This is a genomic window from Vibrio cincinnatiensis DSM 19608, from assembly GCF_900167345.1.
Lineage (GTDB): Bacteria > Pseudomonadota > Gammaproteobacteria > Enterobacterales > Vibrionaceae > Vibrio > Vibrio cincinnatiensis.
Genome location: NZ_FUXB01000006.1, coordinates 210321 through 230701 on the forward strand (window position 1 = coordinate 210321; position 20381 = coordinate 230701).

20 protein-coding genes are annotated in these 20381 nt (G+C 43.1%); 12 read left to right on the plus strand and 8 right to left on the minus strand.

The features are described from left to right. Positions 1–40 precede the first annotated feature (40 nt). Positions 41–907 carry a glutathione-dependent disulfide-bond oxidoreductase gene (gene yghU, locus B5D54_RS07540; RefSeq protein WP_078925923.1) on the plus strand — a complete coding sequence of 289 codons (867 nt, stop codon included), beginning with the start codon at positions 41–43 and terminating at the stop codon, positions 905–907. A gap of 48 nt (positions 908–955) precedes the next feature. Here the strand turns inward: yghU and yjeH are convergent, their stop codons facing one another. Then, complete coding sequence (gene yjeH / locus B5D54_RS07545; RefSeq protein ID WP_078925924.1) at positions 956–2212, minus strand: L-methionine/branched-chain amino acid transporter; 1257 nt, start codon at positions 2210–2212, stop codon at positions 956–958. Positions 2213–2501: 289 nt separating this feature from the next. Between yjeH and B5D54_RS07550 the strand changes: the two genes are divergently transcribed. Both B5D54_RS07550 and B5D54_RS07555 read left to right on the plus strand, forming a co-directional pair. Further along, positions 2502–2948, plus strand: coding sequence for an Lrp/AsnC family transcriptional regulator (locus B5D54_RS07550; RefSeq protein WP_078925963.1), 447 nt, complete (start codon positions 2502–2504; stop codon positions 2946–2948). A 49-nt stretch (positions 2949–2997) separates the two neighbouring features. Beyond that, positions 2998–3612, plus strand: coding sequence for a LysE family translocator (locus B5D54_RS07555; RefSeq protein WP_078925925.1), 615 nt, complete (start codon positions 2998–3000; stop codon positions 3610–3612). Here the strand turns inward: B5D54_RS07555 and B5D54_RS07560 are convergent. Next, positions 3559–3813: an FxsA family protein gene (locus B5D54_RS07560; protein WP_078925964.1), complete on the minus strand. Its 255-nt coding sequence runs from the start codon at positions 3811–3813 to the stop codon at positions 3559–3561. The two genes, B5D54_RS07555 and B5D54_RS07560, sit on opposite strands and share 54 nt — an antisense overlap. A 276-nt stretch (positions 3814–4089) precedes the next feature. Here B5D54_RS07560 and hcp point away from each other — a divergent pair, with 276 nt between their 5' ends. Beyond that, positions 4090–5751, plus strand: a complete 1662-nt coding sequence (hcp, locus tag B5D54_RS07565) for a hydroxylamine reductase (RefSeq protein WP_078925926.1) — start codon at positions 4090–4092, stop codon at positions 5749–5751. Between the two features lie 69 nt (positions 5752–5820). After that, the gene (locus B5D54_RS07570; protein ID WP_078925927.1) at positions 5821–6849 is read left to right on the plus strand and encodes an FAD-binding oxidoreductase; all 1029 of its coding nucleotides are present in this window, start codon (positions 5821–5823) and stop codon (positions 6847–6849) included. A gap of 150 nt (positions 6850–6999) precedes the next feature. On the opposite strand, the gene B5D54_RS07575 is transcribed toward B5D54_RS07570, so the two are convergent. After that, positions 7000–8436 (minus strand): glyceraldehyde-3-phosphate dehydrogenase, encoded by a 1437-nt coding sequence (locus tag B5D54_RS07575; protein WP_078925965.1) that lies wholly within the window; start codon positions 8434–8436, stop codon positions 7000–7002. Between the two features lie 718 nt (positions 8437–9154). Continuing rightward, on the minus strand, positions 9155–9628 hold the full coding sequence (locus tag B5D54_RS07580) for a dCMP deaminase family protein (RefSeq protein ID WP_078925928.1): 474 nt from the start codon (positions 9626–9628) through the stop codon (positions 9155–9157). Positions 9629–10501: 873 nt separating this feature from the next. On the opposite strand from B5D54_RS07580, the gene B5D54_RS07585 reads away from it, so the two are divergent. Then, positions 10502–10906, plus strand: a complete 405-nt coding sequence (locus B5D54_RS07585; protein ID WP_078925929.1) for an OsmC family protein — start codon at positions 10502–10504, stop codon at positions 10904–10906. A 17-nt stretch (positions 10907–10923) separates the two neighbouring features. Beyond that, a complete protein-coding gene (yddG, locus tag B5D54_RS07590; RefSeq protein WP_078925930.1) occupies positions 10924–11835 on the plus strand; it encodes an aromatic amino acid DMT transporter YddG in 912 nt (303 codons plus the stop codon). Positions 11836–11888: 53 nt separating this feature from the next. Here yddG and B5D54_RS07595 read toward each other — a convergent pair whose 3' ends face one another. Further along, positions 11889–12788 (minus strand): cation diffusion facilitator family transporter, encoded by a 900-nt coding sequence (locus tag B5D54_RS07595; protein ID WP_078925931.1) that lies wholly within the window; start codon positions 12786–12788, stop codon positions 11889–11891. A 197-nt stretch (positions 12789–12985) separates the two neighbouring features. Further along, a complete protein-coding gene (locus B5D54_RS07600; protein WP_078925932.1) occupies positions 12986–13864 on the minus strand; it encodes a LysR family transcriptional regulator in 879 nt (292 codons plus the stop codon). Between the two features lie 174 nt (positions 13865–14038). Here B5D54_RS07600 and B5D54_RS07605 point away from each other — a divergent pair, with 174 nt between their 5' ends. From B5D54_RS07605 to B5D54_RS07625, 5 genes are all read left to right on the plus strand, one after another. Continuing rightward, positions 14039–14620 (plus strand): class I SAM-dependent DNA methyltransferase, encoded by a 582-nt coding sequence (locus tag B5D54_RS07605; RefSeq protein ID WP_078925933.1) that lies wholly within the window; start codon positions 14039–14041, stop codon positions 14618–14620. 338 nt (positions 14621–14958) lie between these two features. Next, positions 14959–15525: a diaminobutyrate acetyltransferase gene (gene ectA, locus B5D54_RS07610; RefSeq protein ID WP_078925934.1), complete on the plus strand. Its 567-nt coding sequence runs from the start codon at positions 14959–14961 to the stop codon at positions 15523–15525. An 11-nt stretch (positions 15526–15536) separates the two neighbouring features. Further along, entirely contained in the window at positions 15537–16802 is a 1266-nt protein-coding gene (gene ectB, locus B5D54_RS07615) for a diaminobutyrate--2-oxoglutarate transaminase (RefSeq protein WP_078925935.1), read from the plus strand. A gap of 9 nt (positions 16803–16811) precedes the next feature. Continuing rightward, entirely contained in the window at positions 16812–17198 is a 387-nt protein-coding gene (locus tag B5D54_RS07620) for an ectoine synthase (RefSeq protein ID WP_078925936.1), read from the plus strand. Between the two features lie 31 nt (positions 17199–17229). Further along, a complete protein-coding gene (locus B5D54_RS07625) occupies positions 17230–18660 on the plus strand; it encodes an aspartate kinase (protein WP_078925937.1) in 1431 nt (476 codons plus the stop codon). Positions 18661–18748: 88 nt separating this feature from the next. On the opposite strand, the gene B5D54_RS07630 is transcribed toward B5D54_RS07625, so the two are convergent. Both B5D54_RS07630 and B5D54_RS07635 read right to left on the minus strand, forming a co-directional pair. Continuing rightward, positions 18749–18964: a hypothetical protein gene (locus B5D54_RS07630; protein WP_078925938.1), complete on the minus strand. Its 216-nt coding sequence runs from the start codon at positions 18962–18964 to the stop codon at positions 18749–18751. Positions 18965–19173: 209 nt separating this feature from the next. Then, positions 19174–20325 carry a YibE/F family protein gene (locus tag B5D54_RS07635; RefSeq protein ID WP_078925939.1) on the minus strand — a complete coding sequence of 384 codons (1152 nt, stop codon included), beginning with the start codon at positions 20323–20325 and terminating at the stop codon, positions 19174–19176. Positions 20326–20381 lie beyond the last annotated feature (56 nt).

A 20381-nucleotide genomic window follows, 5' to 3' on the forward strand; every position in this document is an offset into this window, starting at 1 on the left:
TCTCATATTCAAAAAGGCTCTTAATCAAAAGGAAATCAATATGACGAATGAGTATGTACCACCTAAAGTGTGGACAATGGAGAATGATAATGGTGGCCAATGGGCCAGTATTAATCGCCCAGATTCAGGGGCTCGGTTTGATAAAGCGTTACCTAAAGGCGAACACCCCATTCAATTGTATTCGATGGGAACGCCGAATGGACAAAAAGTAACGATCATGCTGGAGGAGTTACTTGCCTTAGGCGTAACCGATGCTGAATATGATGCCTTTTTGATCAAAATAGGGGAGGGAGATCAATTTGGCTTAGGGTTTGTTGAGGTGAACCCCAATTCCAAAATTCCTGCTATGGTCGATCAATCTATGCCAGACCCGATACGTGTGTTTGAATCAGGGAATATTTTGCTCTATCTTTCTGAAAAATTTGGTCGTTTTCTTCCGAAAGCTTGGGGGGCGAGAACGGAAGTAATGAACTGGCTATTCTGGTTACAAGGCAGTGCGCCTTACCTTGGTGGTGGGTTTGGTCACTTTTATGCGTATGCGCCGGAAAAATTTGAATATCCGATTAACCGCTTTGCAATGGAAGCAAAACGTCAGTTAGATGTATTGGATAAGCAACTGGCGAAACATCGCTACATTGCTGGTGATGAATATACCATTGCCGATATCGCCATCTGGCCTTGGTATGGGAATTTGGTACTGGGCCATACTTACAATGCCGCTGAATTCTTGGATGTAAAAAGCTATTTATATGTACAACGTTGGGCAAACATGATTGCTGGGCGTGAGGCAGTGCAACGAGGCAGAATTGTGAATCGTGCATGGGGGGAGTGTTGGGAACAACTGCCAGAGCGGCATTGTGCAGCTGATATTGATAGGGTATTGGCCCAGAAACCAAGCGATGTTTAACAGAGTAATCAAGGCTCTCAAGGGTATTTGAGAGCCTTTCCTATTGGTTTAGGCAACCGGAGAGGGGGTTTCCTCAGCCTTTTTCCAAGGAAACACGAGAAGGAGAAAAATGCTTAACGCATAGAGCATCGACCAGCCTAAACAGAGAAATACCGCGCTGCATAAGAATAAGGCGATCGTTGCCAGCACTTTGGCAAACCCATTTAAAAGCTTATAGGCAGCAAACATTGCCAGTAGGTAAACCAAAATAAAAATGCCGTTGGCCAATTTCAGGAAAAACTCAAGATCAATACCTGATAGCTCTCCTAAAATACACGAGATAAGCAAAATAAAGCCCACAACCCAAGTCGCATTCGCTGGAACGCCACGAATGGATAGCCGAGCAATGGCGCTTTTCGGACGGTATTCTCGGGCTTGTGCCCATACCATGCGTGATAAACTCTGGGTGTAGAGGTTAATACTGGCAAAGCAGGCTAAGAATCCAATTAGGCTAATGACGGCAGCTAATCGGGGACCAAATAGTTGATCGCTTAACCATGGAATGGAAGCACTGTCAAACTCAGGGCTTCCGTAGGCTCCAAATTTTAAAATAACGGCTGAGCAAACCCAATAGGTGGCTCCTGCAACAAAACAGCCTACCAAAATGGCAATGGGGAAATCACGCTGTGGGTTTTTAAATTCTTCGCCCATATGAGCAAAAGCTTCTATGCCCACAAAACACCAAAACATGACACCTAAAGCCGCCCCGATTGACCAAAGAGAATCGTGAGTTAATGCTGGCATGATTAAGTCTTGTGTCGTGACCTCTCCTACCCAGAAAAAACTGGCTACGAGAGCGAAAATACTTAATGCGATTCCCGTTTGCAGGCGTCCTGATGATTTTGTGCCTGCGAGGTTAACCCCGATTAACAGTGTGATGGTCAGCGCTTGACAAAAAACGGGGTTGGCTAACGGTGCGGGTAATAATGCTTGCAAAAAACCAGCGGCAAGAGCAACGGCGGCTGGAACGCCGACAGGAATGACACTGACAAACAGCCATGCAACGGCACGCTCTAAACGAGCATTAAAGGCTTTACGAACAAAATAAGCAGTGCCTCCCGCACTGGGATAGCGTTTGCCTAACGCAGCGAAGGTAAGAGCGATCGGGCAGATAGCGATAAATAAGATAAGCCATGCCCATAGCGAATATTTACCCGCAATCCCGGCTGCGATAGCGGGGATCATAAATAACCCGGTTCCCATCAGTGTTGTAGAAAGCTGTCCGATACCAGACAATAAAGTGATATCCTTTCTCAGTTGTTGCACCTTGCTGTTCCCTTATAGTGAAATTCTCACCTTCCCCTTAAAAAGAGTGGTGTTTCTGCAAGGATACTCTCAAGCTCAGAGATATGCATCAGGCAAAGTGTCGGCTTTTACCGCCAAAATGACACTTTTTTACTATTTAACCAGCACTTTGCTAGATAAAGCGGTCTGTTGGGGTGATAAGCAGTGGTTTCATCGTTTAATTTGTGTCAAATTAGCGAATAATCAACGAGATAAGTTGGTGGCTTTTCTGATTAATGTGATAAGAAGAGCAGGGAAGAGAGTGGAAGTGATGGATAAATTTGATGAACGGATTATTGAACTGTTGAAATATAACGCTCGCATATCAATCAGTGATATTGCTCGTGAGGTTAACCTTTCTCGCTCGGCGGTTACGGCTCGGATCAGAAAACTGGAACAAGATAAAGTGATATTGGGTTATCATGCCAATCTTGCGGCTTCAGAAACCGCAGACAAAGTGTGCGCCTATTTTGCGCTTCAGTTTGACTCTTCAGCTAGCTTACCTTCATGTGAACGGTATGCGGAGCAGCTCTACCAAATACCGGGTATTAAGTGGTGCGATGCGATCAGTGGGGAAACGGATCTGATGCTGTATGTCGAAGTCGAAAGTATGGCGAGATTAAATGCGATTCGAGATGAGCTACAACGTAATCCACAGCTACGCAGTTTAAGGACACATACGGTACTGAAAGCCTTTTTTAATTCAACCAAGGCCTAACTTCACGGTGTGACGGATAATATTCTCTATTCAAGTAAAGGTTATCGATATGACGTTAACAGTATGGTTTTCGCTGTTGAGCATTTCTGTTTTAGGGGCGATGTCTCCTGGGCCGAGTTTGGCAATGGTGGCAAAACACAGCTTAGCAGGCGGACGTAAAAATGGATTAGCGACGGCTTGGGCACATGCGTTGGGAATTGGTTTTTATGCGTTTATTACCCTTATCGGCCTTGCTGTATTACTTCACCGCTCCCCTTTACTTTTTAGCTCAATTAGTTACGCCGGTGCAGCTTATTTAGCTTATTTGGGCCTGAATGCGTTACGCTCTAAAGGTGGAGTGGCGGCAAAGTTGGAATCTGGTGAGTCGGTGAGTGTCGTTCAGTCAGCTAAAGAAGGGCTACTGATTTCACTGTTAAACCCCAAAATAGCACTCTTTTTTATCGCACTTTTTAGTCAGTTTGTTTCACAAGGTAGTGAGTTAACCAGTAAAATTATCATCGTCGTGACCCCCTTTGTGATTGATGGACTTTGGTATAGTTTGATTACACTATTACTCTCAAGCCCTAAATTGTTGGATACTTTACGGGCAAGAGCGGTGATTATTGATCGTTTATCGGGGGTGGTCCTCGTCGCTTTGGCGATCAGAGTGTTCTTCACGGCATGAGACTTCTTCGAATTCCCCTTCGATAATTTCACTGTTTTCATTGTTTTGTGCTTGATGGAATGGGCGTCGTTTGAGTTGCGTTTCTAAGCGTTTGCCTGTAATCAGTGCGGCAATGGTTAAAGGAATGGCCAGCAATAAACTAAAAATCAGTGCGAAAAAACCACACATTAGTGTCAATGCGGTGACTAAAATACGATACATCATCATGACTCCGATACGTTATGGACGACCATCATAACGCACTGGAGGTGAATAAAACATGGGTTGACGTTAGTGAACGTTATTAAACTTTAATAGGTCATAAAGACTCTTTGTTGTACAACTGAGTGTTATTTTTATGTGTTTAATTGACTCTATGGTAAAGTGTTTCTTTATAAAGTTCTTATAAATCAATATGATAATTTATGGCATATATTATGCCTCTATCGCTACAGATAATGAGCGAGATGGACTCGCAAATATAACTGGAGCGACATTATGTTCTGTATTCAATGTGAACAAACCATTCAAACCCCAGTAGCGAAAGGCTGCGCCTATTCTCAAGGGATGTGCGGAAAAACCGCAGAAGTTTCTGACCTACAAGATGTACTGGTTTATTCTTTGCAAGGCGTTTCCTTTTGGGCGAATCTCGGCCGAACCTGCGGAGTGATCATTCCTGAAATTGACCAATGGGCCCCCAAAGCCTTCTTCTCAACATTGACCAATGTGAACTTTGACCCAGAGCGCATTATTGAATTAGCGAAGCTTTCTTATCAGTATAAACAGCAATTAGAGCAGCAAGTGAGAGCCGCCGCGACGTTGACCGGCTTTGTGATTCCAGAATTAACGCCCGCTGCACAGTTTGATTTACCCCAAGAGAAAGCAGAGCTACTTGCTTTTGCCCCTACTGCTGCGGTTAACCGCGGTAAAGAAAGCCTGAATGAAGATGTGATTGGCCTGCGCTTATTGTGCCTCTATGGGTTAAAAGGCGCGGCCGCTTATCTAGAGCATGCACGAGTACTGAGCCAAACGGATGAAGCGGTTTATGGTGAATACCATCAAATTATGGCGTGGCTAGGTAGTGATCCAACCGATTTAAGTGCACTGCTTGATACCTCAATGCAAATTGGTTTAATGAACTATCGCATTATGGAAATGTTGGATAAAGGAGAAACTGATACCTTTGGTCATCCTGCACCGACACCAGTGAATGTTAAGCCTGTTAAAGGTCAATGCATTTTAGTTTCCGGCCATGATTTACATGATCTCGAAAAAATTCTGCAACAGACCGAAGGTAAAGGTATCAATGTTTACACCAATGGGGAAATGTTGCCGGCCCATGGTTATCCTGAGCTCAATAAATATCCTCACCTGGTGGGTAACTATGGTAGTGCTTGGCAAAACCAACAAAAAGAATTTGCTAATTTCCCTGGCGCGATAGTGATGACTTCCAACTGCTTACTTAACCCAGATGTGGGCCAATATGCGGATCGTTTATTTACTCGTAGTATTGTTGGTTGGCCAGGGGTCGCGCACCTTGAAGGGGATGGTTTTAGCGCCGTTATTGATTGTGCATTGGCCCAAGAAGGCTTTAAACATGATGAGATTGAACATTACATTACCGTGGGATTTGGACGCAACGCTTTAATGGCCGCGGCTCCAGCCGTGGTCGAGCAAGTAAAAGAAGGAAATATTAAACATTTCTTCTTAGTTGGCGGGTGTGATGGAGATAAAGCAGAGCGTAATTACTACACCGATTTTACCGCTCAAGTACCTCAAGATAGTGTGATTTTAACACTGGCTTGCGGCAAGTTCCGTTTTAATAAAAACCAGTTTGGCGACATCAATGGCATTCCTCGTCTACTGGATGTTGGACAATGTAATGACTCTTATTCCGCGATTCAACTGGCTTTGGCATTAGCAAAAGAGTTTGAATGTGGGGTGAACGATCTTCCTTTGACCCTAGTTCTTTCTTGGTTTGAACAAAAAGCGATTGTGGTGTTGCTGACCTTACTGGCTTTAGGGGTAAAAGGCATTTATACCGGCCCTAGCGCGCCTGCATTTTTAACTCCCAACTTAATGGCCATTTTGCAAGATCAGTTTGATTTGCGCAGTATTTCTACCGTTGAAAACGATTTGAAGACTATTCTGGCTGCTTAGTGAGAGACACATTCACTATGTCTTTAGGCTCTGCTGTGACAGAGCCTATTTAATCTGAGGAGGATGACTATGTCTGCATGGGCAGATCAAGAAATATTGGATCTTGTGTGTCAAGAAAAATGGCAAGAAACCCCTGATGTTGTCAGCTTTGAGCTGGTCAGTGACTCACCGCTTTCCTTTGACTTTAAACCGGGCCAATTTGCAAATTTAGGGTTTGAAATGGATGGGAAAACACAATATCGCTCTTATTCTATCAGCTCAACGCCAAGCCAGAATAAGTTGTGTTTTACGGTGAAGAAAGTGGCTGGGGGAAAAGTATCGCAACATGTGGTTGAAAGGCTGAAAGTCGGCGATACGATTCAAGCGATGAAACCACAAGGGCAATTTAATAGTATCGATTGCGCCGTTGAGCAAAAAAAAGTGCTATTGATCAGCGCTGGTTGTGGTATCACTCCTGTGATGTCAATGGCAAAAAGCTGGCTTGAGCAAGGGGATATAGATATCACGTTTCTACACGTTGCCCGTGACAAAGCGCATACTATTTATTTTAGTGAATTAGAAAGCCTCAATGAGCAGTACTCGCAATTTCATCTTCACTTACTACTTAAAGACGCAGTGGGAACGGAATATCCGCAAGGTCGGTTAAATCAAGCATGGTTAGAGCAATTGATTCCTGATCTTCATCAGCGTACGGTTTTCCTTTGTGGTCCAGTGAGCTTTATGCAAGATGTTCAGCACTATTTACAAGCACTCCAATTTAATATGCAGAACTTTTATCAAGAAAGTTTTACCCCGAGTACCCAAGAGCAACCGATCACGTCTCAAACAAAGTCTCAGGTTATCGTTAAGGTTCCGGCTTTTGGTGTTGAGGTGGATGCACCCAGTGACAGTATATTATTAGAGGCATTAGAAACGGGGAAGCTGCCTATCATTGCAGCGTGTCGCAGTGGAATTTGTGGCTCATGTAAATGTCAGGTCAAGCAAGGTTCTGTCCGTTCAACCAGTCAAGAAACGTTGACGAATGAAGAGATAGCACAAGGTTATGTGCTCGCGTGTTCAGCCATCGTTGAGTCAGATGTTGACATCGCATTACTTTAGAAATGTGTGATGGTCTGGTATAAAAAAGCCGCCAACATCAGGGACCGGCGGCAAGTACGGGGGTGAATCCCATCAGAGCTGAGTGCTCAATTAATGTGAGAGACTCAGCTCGTTAGGGTTTATTTTTATTATGTTGTGGAGTTTAAATTTTTACTGCTTTGGGTAAGTATTGTAACGAACCCCCATCATTTGCTCCATACAATGGACCACTTGACAGCTATAACCAAATTCGTTGTCGTACCACACATAAAGCACGCAGCGGTTGCCTTGGGCAATGGTGGCGGCCCCATCAACCACACCAGCATGACGAGAGCCTACTAAATCGGTTGAAACAATTTCGGTCGAATCGGTGTAGTCAACTTGTGCTGATAATGGGGAGTGAATGGCAATACCGCGTAGGTATTCGTTTAATTCCTCTTTCGTCGTTTCTTTTTGGAGGTTGAGGTTTGCAACCACCATAGAAACATTCGGCGTTGGTACTCGAATCGAATTTCCCGTTAACTTACCAGAAAGTTCAGGAAGGGCTTTAGCTACTGCTTTTGCTGCTCCCGTTGAAGTGAGTACCATATTGAGGGAGGCAGAACGGCCACGGCGTTCACCTTTGTGGAAATTATCAATGAGATTTTGATCGTTAGTATAGGAATGAACCGTTTCAATGTGTCCAGATAGCACACCATATCGATCATTCATGGCTTTCAAAATCGGTGTAATGGCATTGGTGGTGCAACTGGCCGCAGAAATAATCGTATCACTCGGTTGAATGACCGATTCATTGACCCCAAAGACGACGTTCTTAATATCCCCTTTACCAGGGGCGGTGAGTAAGACTTTGCTCGCGCCCGGCGAAGCGAGGTGTCGACTTAGCCCTTCACTATCACGCCAAACTCCCGTGTTATCAACCACGAGGGCATCTTGAATACCAAATTGAGTGTAATCGACCTCTTGAGGAGAGTTGGCGTAAATTACTTGAATAAAATTACCATTGGCGATGATAGCACTTCGTTCATTATCTACCACAATACTGCCATTGAACTGACCATGTACCGAGTCGCGCCGCAATAAACTAGCCCGCTTTTCAAGATCACCGGCTTTGCCTCCTCGAACGACAATCGCCCCTAAGCGAAGTGGATAACCTGGCCCACTCTTTTCAATCAACAAACGTGCAAGTAAACGTCCAATACGTCCAAAACCGTACAAAACAACGGTTTTTGGTTGAGTTATCGCTTTACCATCTAACACATCATGCAGGGCGGTTTGTAAATAGTCTTGTAAGGCAGTCTGGTTGTCATGTTGCTGCCAGTACTGGTAGGCGAGTTGACCAATATCAATCCGGCAAGGGGAACATGTCATTTTAGAGAGAGACTCCAATAGTGGCATGGTTTGTTCCAGCGCTAGAGGCTCCCCAGTATAGTGCCGTGCCACACGGTGGTTTTTTATGATATCAATCGTTGTGGCATTAATGAGTGTTTTGCCAAACAGGAGTGTTTCCACTCCTTGTTGGCGATAAAGCTGACCAATGAGGGGAGACATAGATTCAGCAATGGTTTGGCTCACTTGCCAGTCTAAAAGATGTTTCTCTGGACTCATTTTCACTTGGGGGACCTTTCACGTTTTGTTGAGCAAGACGTTCATCCATACAGCATGAACATGAAGCACTGCCTTTCTGGGTTGAAGTCATTATGGTGAGGATTTCGTTGATTCATCGTGATTTTAAACGTTTCTTCATACACATGGTGATGAACCAATTTTTATCTACTTATCACTTCAAACCATTTTAGGCGGTTAATACCCACAATTTCTATTGTGTTTGGTACTGAATAAGCTTGTTATCTTTATGTGGCAGGATTGTAATGGCTAACTGGTTATTCTGCTAGGAAAATTAATGACCATATATTCCGCTTCATTTTCCCTTATAAGCGGTGAGAATTAGAGAATAAATGTAACATGATGGGGATTGACAAGTGTAATAAAAGTGACTTATTTCGTGTTAATAACGTTTCATATCAAGCGAGTGAATGAAAGTTGAATGAAAATTTTCAAGAAAAGTGTGATGTTTGTTTTCTTTTAATATTAAAAGGTAAACAAATCAATGAGAAAAGATCACTAAATTTAAAATATAGAGAACATTGTCTAAAATGAAGTCAAGAGAGAAAAAAGAGAATAAAAAATAAGAGTGATGGAACCAAAAAATTTGGGATAACAGAGATTTTTTCAGCTATGTAGATTTTTGAATGATGTAGTAGGGAAAGTGGTTAGCCACATTGAACATGTCATCCGACACTTTCAATGTGGCGATAATAAGCGGTTAAATTTGAGCAGGGTGAATTTCACTGATGGGTTTAAGTTCTTTAACGGGCAACCAATTGACTTTGACACCGGCTTGTAAAAACATATCTTGGCTGACTTTAATTTTATCTCCCCAGCGAGAGAGAAAGTCCTCAGATTGCTCTGGACAATGTACGGCAGAGATACCTGTTTGGATAATTTTGGCCGCGCAGTTTGGACATGGAAAGTGAGTGACATAAATTTCGCAGCCATCTAAATCACGCTTAGCAAATAGAATGGCATTTTCTTCGGCATGCAAGGTTTTTAAATATTTCATATCACGATCATCGGTGTTAGCACTGTCTGAAATGCCGTGTGGATAGCCATTAAAGCCAACAGACACGATACGATTCTTTTTAGTAATGACGGCCCCAACTTGCGTCGATGGGTCTTTACTCCACGAACCTACTAATTCAGCCATTTGGTAAAAGCGTTGTGCCCATTTCGAAATCATGGTTTGGTTTCCTTAACAAATACTCAATCGCAATGTGATGGTTAATTGAAGTGATCATGATCCTGATTTTCACCAAGAGAGTCTAGGGAAATTTCATGTAGTTCAACTTAGCACGAATGTATTTTTATTACTGCATGAGTAGGATAACGAGAAAAATGAGATCTCTATCAAGGTTTATGTTTGAGCATAACGATGAGACAAGGCTGTTTTAGGATGAGTATTGTGCGAGATCTCTTACACATAGTGTGCGAATTCTACGTTTACCATAAAGGTAAAATAAGCATTTTTATTTTTATCTTATTGTTTTTATTTAATTTTCTTTCAATGTTTTTTCGCCGTTCTGTAATTATATTTTTCCTATAACTTGCTGAAAAATTTGGATGTCGTAATCTCTAGTTGTCAGCAGGAAGCAGACACGGAACAGGAAAGACCCAGGGATAGGTCATCTTCAGGAAGAAGATTCGATGATTCAGGATGAAGAATCGGCACGGAAAGCGAAGGACATTAGCTGGACGCGATTAACTAGGATGGTTAACTACGGAAAATTAATGGACACCTTAATGGAATAAGGCACATCTGTCAGGAAGACGGAAGTAGGGACACCGCTAGGAAGGCGATGAAACGGATTGTGCTAAAGGATATAGCAGACTATCAAGGAATAGATGCAGGGAGCACCTATTAGTAGCCGGATTGCTGCGAGCAAGAACAGAACCCCACTAAGCGTAAGCTTGGTGGGGTTTTCTTTATTTCATTCTTTGCTGAATGGTTATTATTTTTTTATCCCTCTTTTTCACCCTCTATTGTGATTTTCTTGGCAACTCTTGATAATGAAAATCTGTTTAAAAGAAAAACAGCAGTAAATGAGGAAGTAAGATGGAAGCACAAGTGAAATGGGTGGATGGTTTAACTTTTATTGGCCAATCACCATCAGGTCATTCGATTGTTATGGATGGAAACGGAGGGGCAACAGCACCGAGTCCCATGGAAATGGTGTTAATGGCTGCGGGAGGGTGCAGCTCTGTTGACGTGATTAATGGGTTAAAGCAGGCCCAGCAAGAAGTGTACGGCTGTCATGTCACCCTATCCACCGAAAGACGCGCCAATGCTCCTCGACTTTTTACTCAAATAAACCTGCACTTTGTGGTCAGTGGAATCAATATTGAGCCAAAAGAGGTCGAGCGAGTGGTCGCAGACTCATTAGAAAAATATTGCTCAGTCTGCCTTATGCTTGGAGAAAGTGTAAAACTGACGCACAGTTGGGAAATTACGGAAGAGTAAGGCGTTAGGGTGATGGGGTGAATCAGCACAAATATACTTTTTTTGGTATTAGCGCCATTTTACTTTGGGGTGGCCTGATGGGGCTCGTTCGCACTGTTACAGAGAGCTTTGGCCCATTGGGTGGTGCGGCGCTTATTTATACCGTGGCATCCATTTTTTTGATCTGTGTAATGGGGAGGCCAAAACTACGCCACTTTTCTTTTCGATATTTGGTGATTGGTGGTTTTCTTTTTGTTAGCTATGAAATTTGCTTGGCTTTAGCGTTAGGCATGGCTAATAACCGCTATCAAGCACTCGAAATGGCTGTTATCAATTATTTGTGGCCAGCGTTCACCGTGTTATTGGCGGTGTTAACCAGTAAGAAATCAACGAGTTTTTGGGTATATCCTAGTATTCTGCTGGCATTTATTGGTGTGGCTTGGACAATCACTGGTGAGATGGGTTTTTCGATATCAGCCATCGCGGAAAATATAAAAACAAACCCCACGACCTATACTTTGGCTTTTGTTGGCGCAATCATTTGGGCCATATACTGCCATGTAACCAAAGTGATAGCGAAAGGAGAAAACGCCATTAGTGTGTTCTTTATTGCGACGGCGATTGTGCTCTGGATAAAGTATGCATTAAGCCAAGAAGCACCATTGGTATTTACACCAATTGCGACGCTTTATTTATTCCTGACAGGAATAGTGATGGGCAGTGGCTATGCATTGTGGAACTTGGCAATTCTACGTGGAAATATGCTGCTACTGGCGACCTTATCTTATTTTACTCCGGTGATATCAACGCTGCTTTCTTCCATTATTCTTGGTGTGGTATTAGGGATAAGTTTTTGGCAAGGTGTGGTGATGGTCACTATGGGGTCATTAATGTGTTGGTGGGTCACTAGAGAAAAACCGGTGGGAGCGGAAATCACCGCTGAATACTAAGCATAAAATAAAGACTAAGCATAAAATAAACCCGCCGAAGCGGGTTTATTTTATTAACGAGTCACGTTGACGGTAATTTGTAATTTCAGTGGTAGATTCGACAAACGCTTTTCAATCGTACGACGAGTATGCTCAATGTCTTCAACAAGAATGACATTACTGTTGTCTTCTGGGTAAAGATCAATATCGACCCAAAGCTCAGGTCCCACTTTGGTGACTCCGGTTAATTCAATGTCTTGTTCCGATTCTTTACCCGCAGCAATCACGCCTTGATCCACCTTTTTACAAATCTCTTTGCTTGGCGCCATGAGGAAAATCTCTCTCAAGGCAGACTTGACCATTCCGTACGGCACTTTTAAGAAATAAAATGACATCGCAAGCATCATCAATGGGTCTGCATAAACGGCATATGGAGCCAGAGGAGAAAAACTGATCGCCAAAGCAATAATAAATCCTGCGGTAACCACGACACTTAACATGGTATCCATTTGCCACTGTTTCACTTCCGCACTAATTAAACCGGATGCGTAACGCTGGCTGAGTTTTGCCATATACCACCAAGCAAAGCCACATCCCACCACATTAATGGCGCCAAATAAGGTCGCAATGGAGACATCAACTTCCCGTCCACCGGTAAGCAGCGAACTGACGGCGGAATACAAGGAATAGGAGACAACTAGCAAAATGACGATACCTTTGATCGCAATAACGGCGGGTTCAAATAACGCTCGTCCAAATGGAAATTGTTGGTCTGAGGGTTTACGGATATAGCGAGAAGCGACGAGCGACAATAATGTTAACAGTAAACTGATTAAGGAATAGACGCCGTCAAAGACGATAACCAGTGAACCTACAAGTAAACCAACAATCAGGCCACCCCCCGCAAATATAGAAGCAATAAGGGCTGAGAGCGTCAATACACGATTTTCATTTAAACTTGTTCGGGCACACATAAAAAACTTACCAATAAAAAACTACGGTTATTGTGGCTCAAACTAAGGTTAATACAACGGTTATTTATAACTTTCAGGGCTTGTGGGATGGAGATTTTGTTAAATATTCTTATATAACAATGAATTAGGTGTAATTTTTGGTGTCATTTTTATTGTCGCTGAGTGACCTTGCTTATTTAAACGTCAATTTGGGTGGTTTAAAAATCAAATAAGTAGTCACTGATCTTATCAGCGAGCCAAAGCATGGCTGGGTTTTCAGCGCCACCCGCGATGGTAAACATGCAATAATCTTCCTGTGTGAGTCCATAAGTATGGCGAATGACGGTGAGCCTTTGTTCACGGAGATGATGACGAATCAGAGGTTCAGGGAGTACGCCCCATGCACTTTCTGTCAAAATGGTTCCAAGCATATATTCAAAGCTTGAGAAACCGATATAACGACGAGAAAACGGCTCTAAGTTGGAGTTATCTTGCTCATTGAGGTAGACCATAACGGCTTGCATGGACTTTCTTAAATCTTCATCTGTGACGGGTTTTAATTTTGTCAGTGGATGGTGGGGGCTGCATACCGACATCATGCGGATTTTGCCCAAAGGGTGATAGCTGATACGAGGATCGTCCAAGCGTTCATAATCCACACCAAAGGCGAAATCGACTTGTTGAGTCGCTACTAAATTGGCTAAGTCTCCACTTGAGGCGAGCACTAAGTTGAATGAGGTGTTAGGAAATAATTTATTCAACGAATGAGCAAGATCTTGCCACAGTACATCGGGTAATGAATCATCACGAGCAATCCACATCTCTGCAGCAAACTCATCGGAAACCTGAGAACAGGTATGTTTAATGCGGGTGGCGGTAATCAATAAACTTTGGCAGTCTTTATAAATGGCTTTTCCTGCTTCAGATAGAGACACTTGATTACCGCTGCGTATAAATAACTCTACCTTCAGTTCATTTTCCAACGCTTTAACTGCCATGCTGAGCTTCGTTCGGTTGCATTCCAGTTGACGGGCAGCTTCGGAGACCGAGCCTGTATCCGCGATAGTACAAAATGCTTCTATTTGTGACAGGTTCATAACATTCTCAGTAAAAGAAAAACGGGTAGCAGAGTTAGGCCGAAGATTTTGACATTATCTTCATTAAAATCCTAATTTCTTGATGAAGATTGCACTCTAACTCTATGAAGTCTACTCTATTTTAGTTTAATCTTGTCACATTGCCCGACTACAAGAAGTAATACGGAGACCATGATGGTACACGACTGGGACAACTACGCTGCACATTGGGAAAAAGATCAAGCAAACCTCGAGTTTTCTCGCCAAGTTTTTCAGCAGTTAAAGACAATGGCACCATTGGATGGAAAACATATACTCGATTTCGGTTGTGGTACGGGGCTACTGAGTCAGCATCTCTCCCCTTTGTGTAAAGATATTGTGGCGTTGGATAAGTCTGAAGCCATGATCGAAGAACTGGACAAAAAAGAACTCGCTAATGTTGAGCCGGTGGTCGATCATTTAACCCGTGGACTTGTTGCACAGCACCCTGCTTTTCGTAAACAATTTGACTTTGTTCTTGCCGTCTCTGTTTGCGGATACCTTTCTAATTTCCAAGAAGTGGCGGATATTGCCTATACCCTATTAGACGAGGGCGGGCAGTTTATCTTATGGGATTGGTCTAAAGACAATGTCTCATTAGAATATGGACTCAGTGATACCGAGATCGTTAATGTATTAACTCGCTCCGGTTTTGCTCGCATCGATGTTGCTCATGCTTTTGATATTCAGACTCCCCAAGGTATAAAAAGCGTGTTAGTGGGGCTTGGCCAAAAGTAACGATATTTCTTTCATGATACCCAGTCGATGCCATCGTTTCGGCTGGGTATGGTGACCCACTTCTCCTCTCTTTTTATTTCTTCATTCATTGCTATGTTCGCCTCTGATTGGTCGCAGATACTGGCTATCTCATAAATGTTATCTCTCATTCATATTATTGTCATTATACTTACACATCTAAATATTTTATTGTTTTGATAAATATTTTTCTAATTTTTTTATTTATAAAAAACAAACTGTTATGTTTTATTTTTCTATTTGCATGATCAGTTAAGGGTTGAATTTCTCATTTTAGCTGTTAGTTTATAAAAGGAATTTGTTTAGAGTTCTAATTGAATATGTGGCAGACAATGATGACAGCATCACCTTGGGTTGCATACCCAGACATTATGCAAAACACTCAGGATGAGTGGACGTTTCGTACTCCTAATCGAACCGATGGAAAGCGCGTGCATGAGCTTATCGCGCAATGTTCACCGCTGGATGAGAACTCCGCTTATTGCAACTTTTTGCAATCGACGCACTTTCACAATACGTGTGTGGTTGCTGAACGTAACGAAGAAATGGTGGGTTTTGTCTCAGCCTATCGCAAGCCGGATAAGCCTAATGAGCTCTTCATTTGGCAAGTTGCCGTGAGTAAAAACGCCCGTGGTATGGGTCTGGCTTTCCATATGCTGAACGAACTGCTAACTCGTGATGATTTACGTGACATTACCGTGTTAGAAACGACCATTACTCGTGACAATCAAGGCTCTTGGAGCCTATTTAAGAAACTTGACCGAGCCCATGGCGAACGCGGTGAAGTATCAACGTTTCTTGATGAAACCCGCCATTTTCATGGTGAGCATGATACCGAATATTTATATCGCATTCCGCTACATTCACGAACTAACCAAAAAGGATAAATCCCATCGTTATGGATATCTTTAAAAAGAAAGAATCAAACGTTCAATCTTATGCCAATCATTTTCCTGTCGTATTTTCTACGGCAAAAGGAAGCTGGCTGTATACCAAAGATGGTGATGCCTATTTAGATTTTCTCGCGGGCGCAGGCTCGCTGAACTATGGCCATAACAACGCTATTTTTAAACAGGCATTGCTTGATTATATTGATAAAGACGGCATTACGCATGGCTTAGATATGCACTCAGAAGCGAAAGCTGGCTTTCTACAAGCGCTGCAAAATCTGATTTTTGCACCACGAGGATTGGACTATAAAGTTCAGTTTACTGGTCCCACTGGAACCAATGCGGTTGAAGCGGCGATGAAACTGGCTCGTAAAGTAACAGGGCGTACTAACATTGTGGCATTCACCAATGGTTTCCATGGTTGTACTTATGGCGCATTAGCCGCGACGGGTAACCAGCATCACCGTGGCGGTGCTGGCTTAGGCTTATCGGGCGTGACGCGCTTACCTTATGATGGTTATGCCGATATTGACGGTTTAGCTTTGTTTGAAACGATGTTGAGTGATCATTCTTCGGGATTAGATAAACCCGCAGCAGTGCTATTAGAAACCGTACAAGGTGAAGGTGGGCTGAATGCTGCCTCCAATCGCTGGTTACAAAAATTAGCCAAAATATGTAAGGCACATGGCATTTTAATGATTGTTGATGACATTCAAGCTGGGTGTGGCCGTACAGGAACCTTTTTTAGTTTCGAACCGGCAGGCATTCAGCCTGACATTGTGACCTTATCCAAGTCAATTGGTGGGTATGGATTACCGATGGCGGTTGTTCTATTTAAACCCGAGCTGGATGCGTGGAAACCGGGTGAGCATAACGGCACCTTCCGTGGTAATAACCATGCGTTTGTGACAGCAACCAAAGCGTTGGAAACGTATTGGGCGAATGATGAATTTGAGCAACATATCAAAGCGCGTGCTGAGCAAGTGACGAATACGATCCAGCAAGCACTTCGCCGTTTCCCAAGCTTGTTTACTCGTTTGAAAGGACGAGGCTTGATGCAAGGCATCGAATGTCAAAATGGGGAGATCTCCGGCAAGGTCGCTCGTGAGTGTTTTCGTCTCGGTATGGTGATTGAGACGGCTGGCCCTGATGATGAAGTGGTGAAATTTTTCTGCCCACTGACGATCAGTGAAGATGAGCTAGAACAAGGTCTGAGCATTTTCCAACAAGCGGTTGAAAATGTTGCCCCCAATTTTATTCAAAAAGCGTCTTAAGGAAAAATCATGATTGTTAGAACATTAGAAGAGTGTCGTCAAAGCGAACGTCGTGTTGTGGCAAAAACATGGGAAAGTGTTCGCATGTTACTCAAAGACGATAATATGGGTTTTTCATTCCATATTACGAATATTTACCAAGGAACCGAGACGCATATTCACTATAAAAACCACTTAGAATCCGTGTATTGCGTATCCGGGGAAGGGGAAATAGAAGTGGTTGGCGGAGAAACGTATCCGATCAAACCGGGCACTTTATATATTCTTGATAAGCATGATGAACATTACCTACGTGCTTATAAAGAGGCGGATATGGTGATGGCGTGTGTCTTTAACCCACCGTTGACCGGTGCTGAAGTCCATGATGAAGATGGTGTCTATCCCATCGTCGAATAACATCAATCCGTATTTAATACAAGGAGACTCCATGTCTTACACCGTAGAAAAAATCGGTGGTACTTCGATGTCTGCATTTGATGCAGTCCTCGATAATATTTTACTGAAGCCGAATCATCCTTATGGTCGAGTATTTGTGGTTTCAGCTTATTCAGGGATGACTGATGCCTTACTCGAATGTAAACGTACGGGTAAACCAGGCATTTATCAGATGATTGCTAAGCGTGATGAAGGCTGGCAAGAAACGATGTATGAGCTTGAACAGCGCATGCTGATGATCAACGAAAATTTATTTGCCGACCCAATGAGTCGAATGCGGGCCGATAAATTTATCCGTTCACGTATCTCAGAAGCGGTAAATTGCGTTAATAATATTTTGGAAACCTGTCAGTATGGGCAGTTTTCTCTACGCCATTATTTACCGCAGATTAGAGAGTTTCTCTCTTCGATTGGGGAAGCGCACAGTGCCTATAATACGGCTCTGAAATTGAAAGCGCTGGGTATTAATGCTCGATTTGTCGATCTATCAGGATGGAATGAAGAAACTCGCGGTAAGCTAGATGAAGTGATTGAGCGTGCCTTTGCCGATATTGATGTTACGACAGAATTACCGATTGTGACTGGCTATGCCTATTGTGACGAAGGACTGATGAAAACCTATGATCGTGGTTATAGTGAAATGACCTTTAGCCGGATTGCGGTATTAACCGAAGCCGATCAAGCGATTATTCACAAAGAGTATCACTTAAGTTCTGCTGACCCTCGTGTCGTTGGGCCGGAAAAAGTACGCCCGATGGGGCTAACTAACTTTGATGTTGCCGATCAACTGGCTAACTTAGGAATGGAAGCGATTCACCCCAATGCTGCCGCTGGGCTGAGAAATAAAGGGATTGAGCTTCGCGTTAAAAATACCTTTGAGCCTGAGCATGCTGGAACTCTGATTTCTAATCATTATCAGCCAGAAGCGAACAACGTTGAGATCATCGCTGGACGTAATAAAGTATTCGCACTGCACATGTTTGACCAAAGCATGGTGGGGAGTGTTGATAATGCCAGCTATGAATTGATGGAAATTATTGCTGAAGCGAAAGTGCATTTGGTCGGTAAAGAAATGAATGCAAATTCAATGACTTACTACCTAAGCGGCACGAGTGATAACCTTAACCATGTGCTTTATAAAGCGGAAAAACGTTACCCTAATGCTTCCATTTCTGGAAAAATGGTGGCGCTAATCTCTGCGATTGGTTCATCAATCAATACCAACTTTGCATTAGGTAAAGGAATGCAAGCATTGATTGAAGCCAATGTGAACCCCATGGCAGCCCATTCTTCAATGCGAAATGTTAACGTTCAGTTTGTGGTTGAAGACAGTGATTATAACAATGCGATTTGTGCGTTACACCAAGCGTTGATCGTTGCCAAAAGTGGCAGTAAACAAAGTAATAAAGTGAAAGCCGCTTAAACTTGCTTGAGTCGTCGACCCCCATTGATCTTAATCAGTGGGGGTTTTGTTTTTTCTCTTTCCACCCGTGCTGTTTGAATGAGCAATATTAGTGAATGGTTGGTGCTAACCATTGTGCTAATTTTCTCAAATCCACATGGATGATCCAACGTACGGGGTGAGCCAGCGTTATGGGCTGCTGAGGCAAAGAAAAAATAGTATCTTGGCAACGCTGTGGAAATGTCATGACTGCGGGCCATTGAGTGTTCACGGCTTTTGATGTTGATTCAACGATTTGCAAATGGATTGTGGGGTATTGATTCATTTTCACCTCTCCTGATTGAGGAGAACACGGGTTCTTCTCTATCTATCATCAAAGCTAAGCAAGGCTGGTACATCATGGATGTTTTTCATCGCTTGTGCTTATTATGATAAATGAGGGCTACGACTAGAAGTTCAAGGGAAAAGGTTGCGTAGAGTGTGAAAAAACCGCAGGCGATGCCATTTACTGAGCCATCGCCAACATTTTATTGCCTACTTACCATTACATGAGGCCGTGAGCTTTTCGGTGAGTACCGAAGAGGTAACATGGTGGTCGTGTAATTGAGTACGAAATAACATACTGTTAGCGATCCAAGCCGTTAAGGGCGCGACAATCACGAGGGATAAACTTCCCATTAATGTTCTTGCTACTTCACTGGCGACTAATTTCATATTGAAAATCTGCATTAAGCTGGTATCTCGGCTAATAAACAGCATTAATAGTGTCAGAAAACCACCTGAGTATGCCAGTAATAGGGTGGTTGTCATGGTACCAATTACTGCATTTCCAACTCTAAAGCCTGAGCGAAGGAGCTGTTTTTTATTCATTTCTGGATTGGTGAGTTTGAGCTCTTCCATCGTTGCGGCCATTTCCATCGCTACATCCATGGCCGCGCCACTGGCTCCAATGAGAACAGCCGCATAAAGCACATCAAGCATATTGAGATGCATCCCAGTTTCAAAAAGTAGGAGCTGGGCCATGGGTTGTGTCATACCATCAAGTTTGAGTACTTTCCCACACATGAGACAAAGTAACGCGGTGATCATCAAACCAATGAGTGTTCCTATAAATGCGGCTTTTCCTTTATTGGTCCAACCTGCGATGGAAAAAATGATAAGTGCACTGAGTGTAATAAGCGTTGCGGTCGTGATGAACATCGGGGGATAACCGGCGACAAGCCCTGGAATTAATAACTGCCAAATAATCAGCACGGAACCAACAAAAGAGATCAGCGCTCTCAAACCAATATGACGAGCATAAGCGAGCAGCGCAATCGCAAAAAGTGCAAATAACATCATTAAATAAGGTAGCCGATAATGAGAGAGCGCTTTGATATGGTGAACTTGCCCATTTTGATTGAACTGTATGGCGACTAAAATCGTATCCCCCGGTTGATAAAATTCATCATATTCCAGTGTTCCAGTGAGTAAATTGAAAGCAGAGTAAGGCTTATCGGGGTAGTTTTTTAACTCAATGGTCAGGGTTTGCATACCAATGCGGTTACTGCCAATGACCGTGAGTTGGCTGTCATCACAAGCAAGCACGGTGGCAACGTGTTCGGGTTGTTGACCTTTCCCGGATCCCATCGCCCCGTATACAGTAAAACAGAGTAACACGATGACGGCTAGGTAGATGCCTCGCATGAATTTCTCCTTATAAGAAAACGGAAGCGCAGTTGGCTTCCGCATTCAATTTGGTT

Bases quoted from the DNA above. Each gene is read 5' to 3' on its own strand.
- ectA (WP_078925934.1), top strand. From the start codon at position 14,959: ATGTGGCAGACAATGATGACAGCATCACCTTGGGTTGCATACCCAGAC.
- B5D54_RS07560 (WP_078925964.1), bottom strand. From the start codon at position 3,813: ATGTATCGTATTTTAGTCACCGCATTGACACTAATGTGTGGTTTTTTC.
- B5D54_RS07605 (WP_078925933.1), top strand. From the start codon at position 14,039: ATGGTACACGACTGGGACAACTACGCTGCACATTGGGAAAAAGATCAA.
- B5D54_RS07575 (WP_078925965.1), bottom strand. From the start codon at position 8,436: ATGAGTCCAGAGAAACATCTTTTAGACTGGCAAGTGAGCCAAACCATT.
- B5D54_RS07570 (WP_078925927.1), top strand. From the start codon at position 5,821: ATGTCTGCATGGGCAGATCAAGAAATATTGGATCTTGTGTGTCAAGAA.
- B5D54_RS07625 (WP_078925937.1), top strand. From the start codon at position 17,230: ATGTCTTACACCGTAGAAAAAATCGGTGGTACTTCGATGTCTGCATTT.
- B5D54_RS07555 (WP_078925925.1), top strand. From the start codon at position 2,998: ATGACGTTAACAGTATGGTTTTCGCTGTTGAGCATTTCTGTTTTAGGG.
- B5D54_RS07620 (WP_078925936.1), top strand. From the start codon at position 16,812: ATGATTGTTAGAACATTAGAAGAGTGTCGTCAAAGCGAACGTCGTGTT.
- B5D54_RS07595 (WP_078925931.1), bottom strand. From the start codon at position 12,788: ATGTGTGCCCGAACAAGTTTAAATGAAAATCGTGTATTGACGCTCTCA.
- hcp (WP_078925926.1), top strand. From the start codon at position 4,090: ATGTTCTGTATTCAATGTGAACAAACCATTCAAACCCCAGTAGCGAAA.
- B5D54_RS07630 (WP_078925938.1), bottom strand. From the start codon at position 18,964: ATGAATCAATACCCCACAATCCATTTGCAAATCGTTGAATCAACATCA.
- B5D54_RS07550 (WP_078925963.1), top strand. From the start codon at position 2,502: ATGGATAAATTTGATGAACGGATTATTGAACTGTTGAAATATAACGCT.
- B5D54_RS07635 (WP_078925939.1), bottom strand. From the start codon at position 20,325: ATGCGAGGCATCTACCTAGCCGTCATCGTGTTACTCTGTTTTACTGTA.
- B5D54_RS07600 (WP_078925932.1), bottom strand. From the start codon at position 13,864: ATGAACCTGTCACAAATAGAAGCATTTTGTACTATCGCGGATACAGGC.
- B5D54_RS07585 (WP_078925929.1), top strand. From the start codon at position 10,502: ATGGAAGCACAAGTGAAATGGGTGGATGGTTTAACTTTTATTGGCCAA.
- ectB (WP_078925935.1), top strand. From the start codon at position 15,537: ATGGATATCTTTAAAAAGAAAGAATCAAACGTTCAATCTTATGCCAAT.
- yghU (WP_078925923.1), top strand. From the start codon at position 41: ATGACGAATGAGTATGTACCACCTAAAGTGTGGACAATGGAGAATGAT.
- B5D54_RS07580 (WP_078925928.1), bottom strand. From the start codon at position 9,628: ATGATTTCGAAATGGGCACAACGCTTTTACCAAATGGCTGAATTAGTA.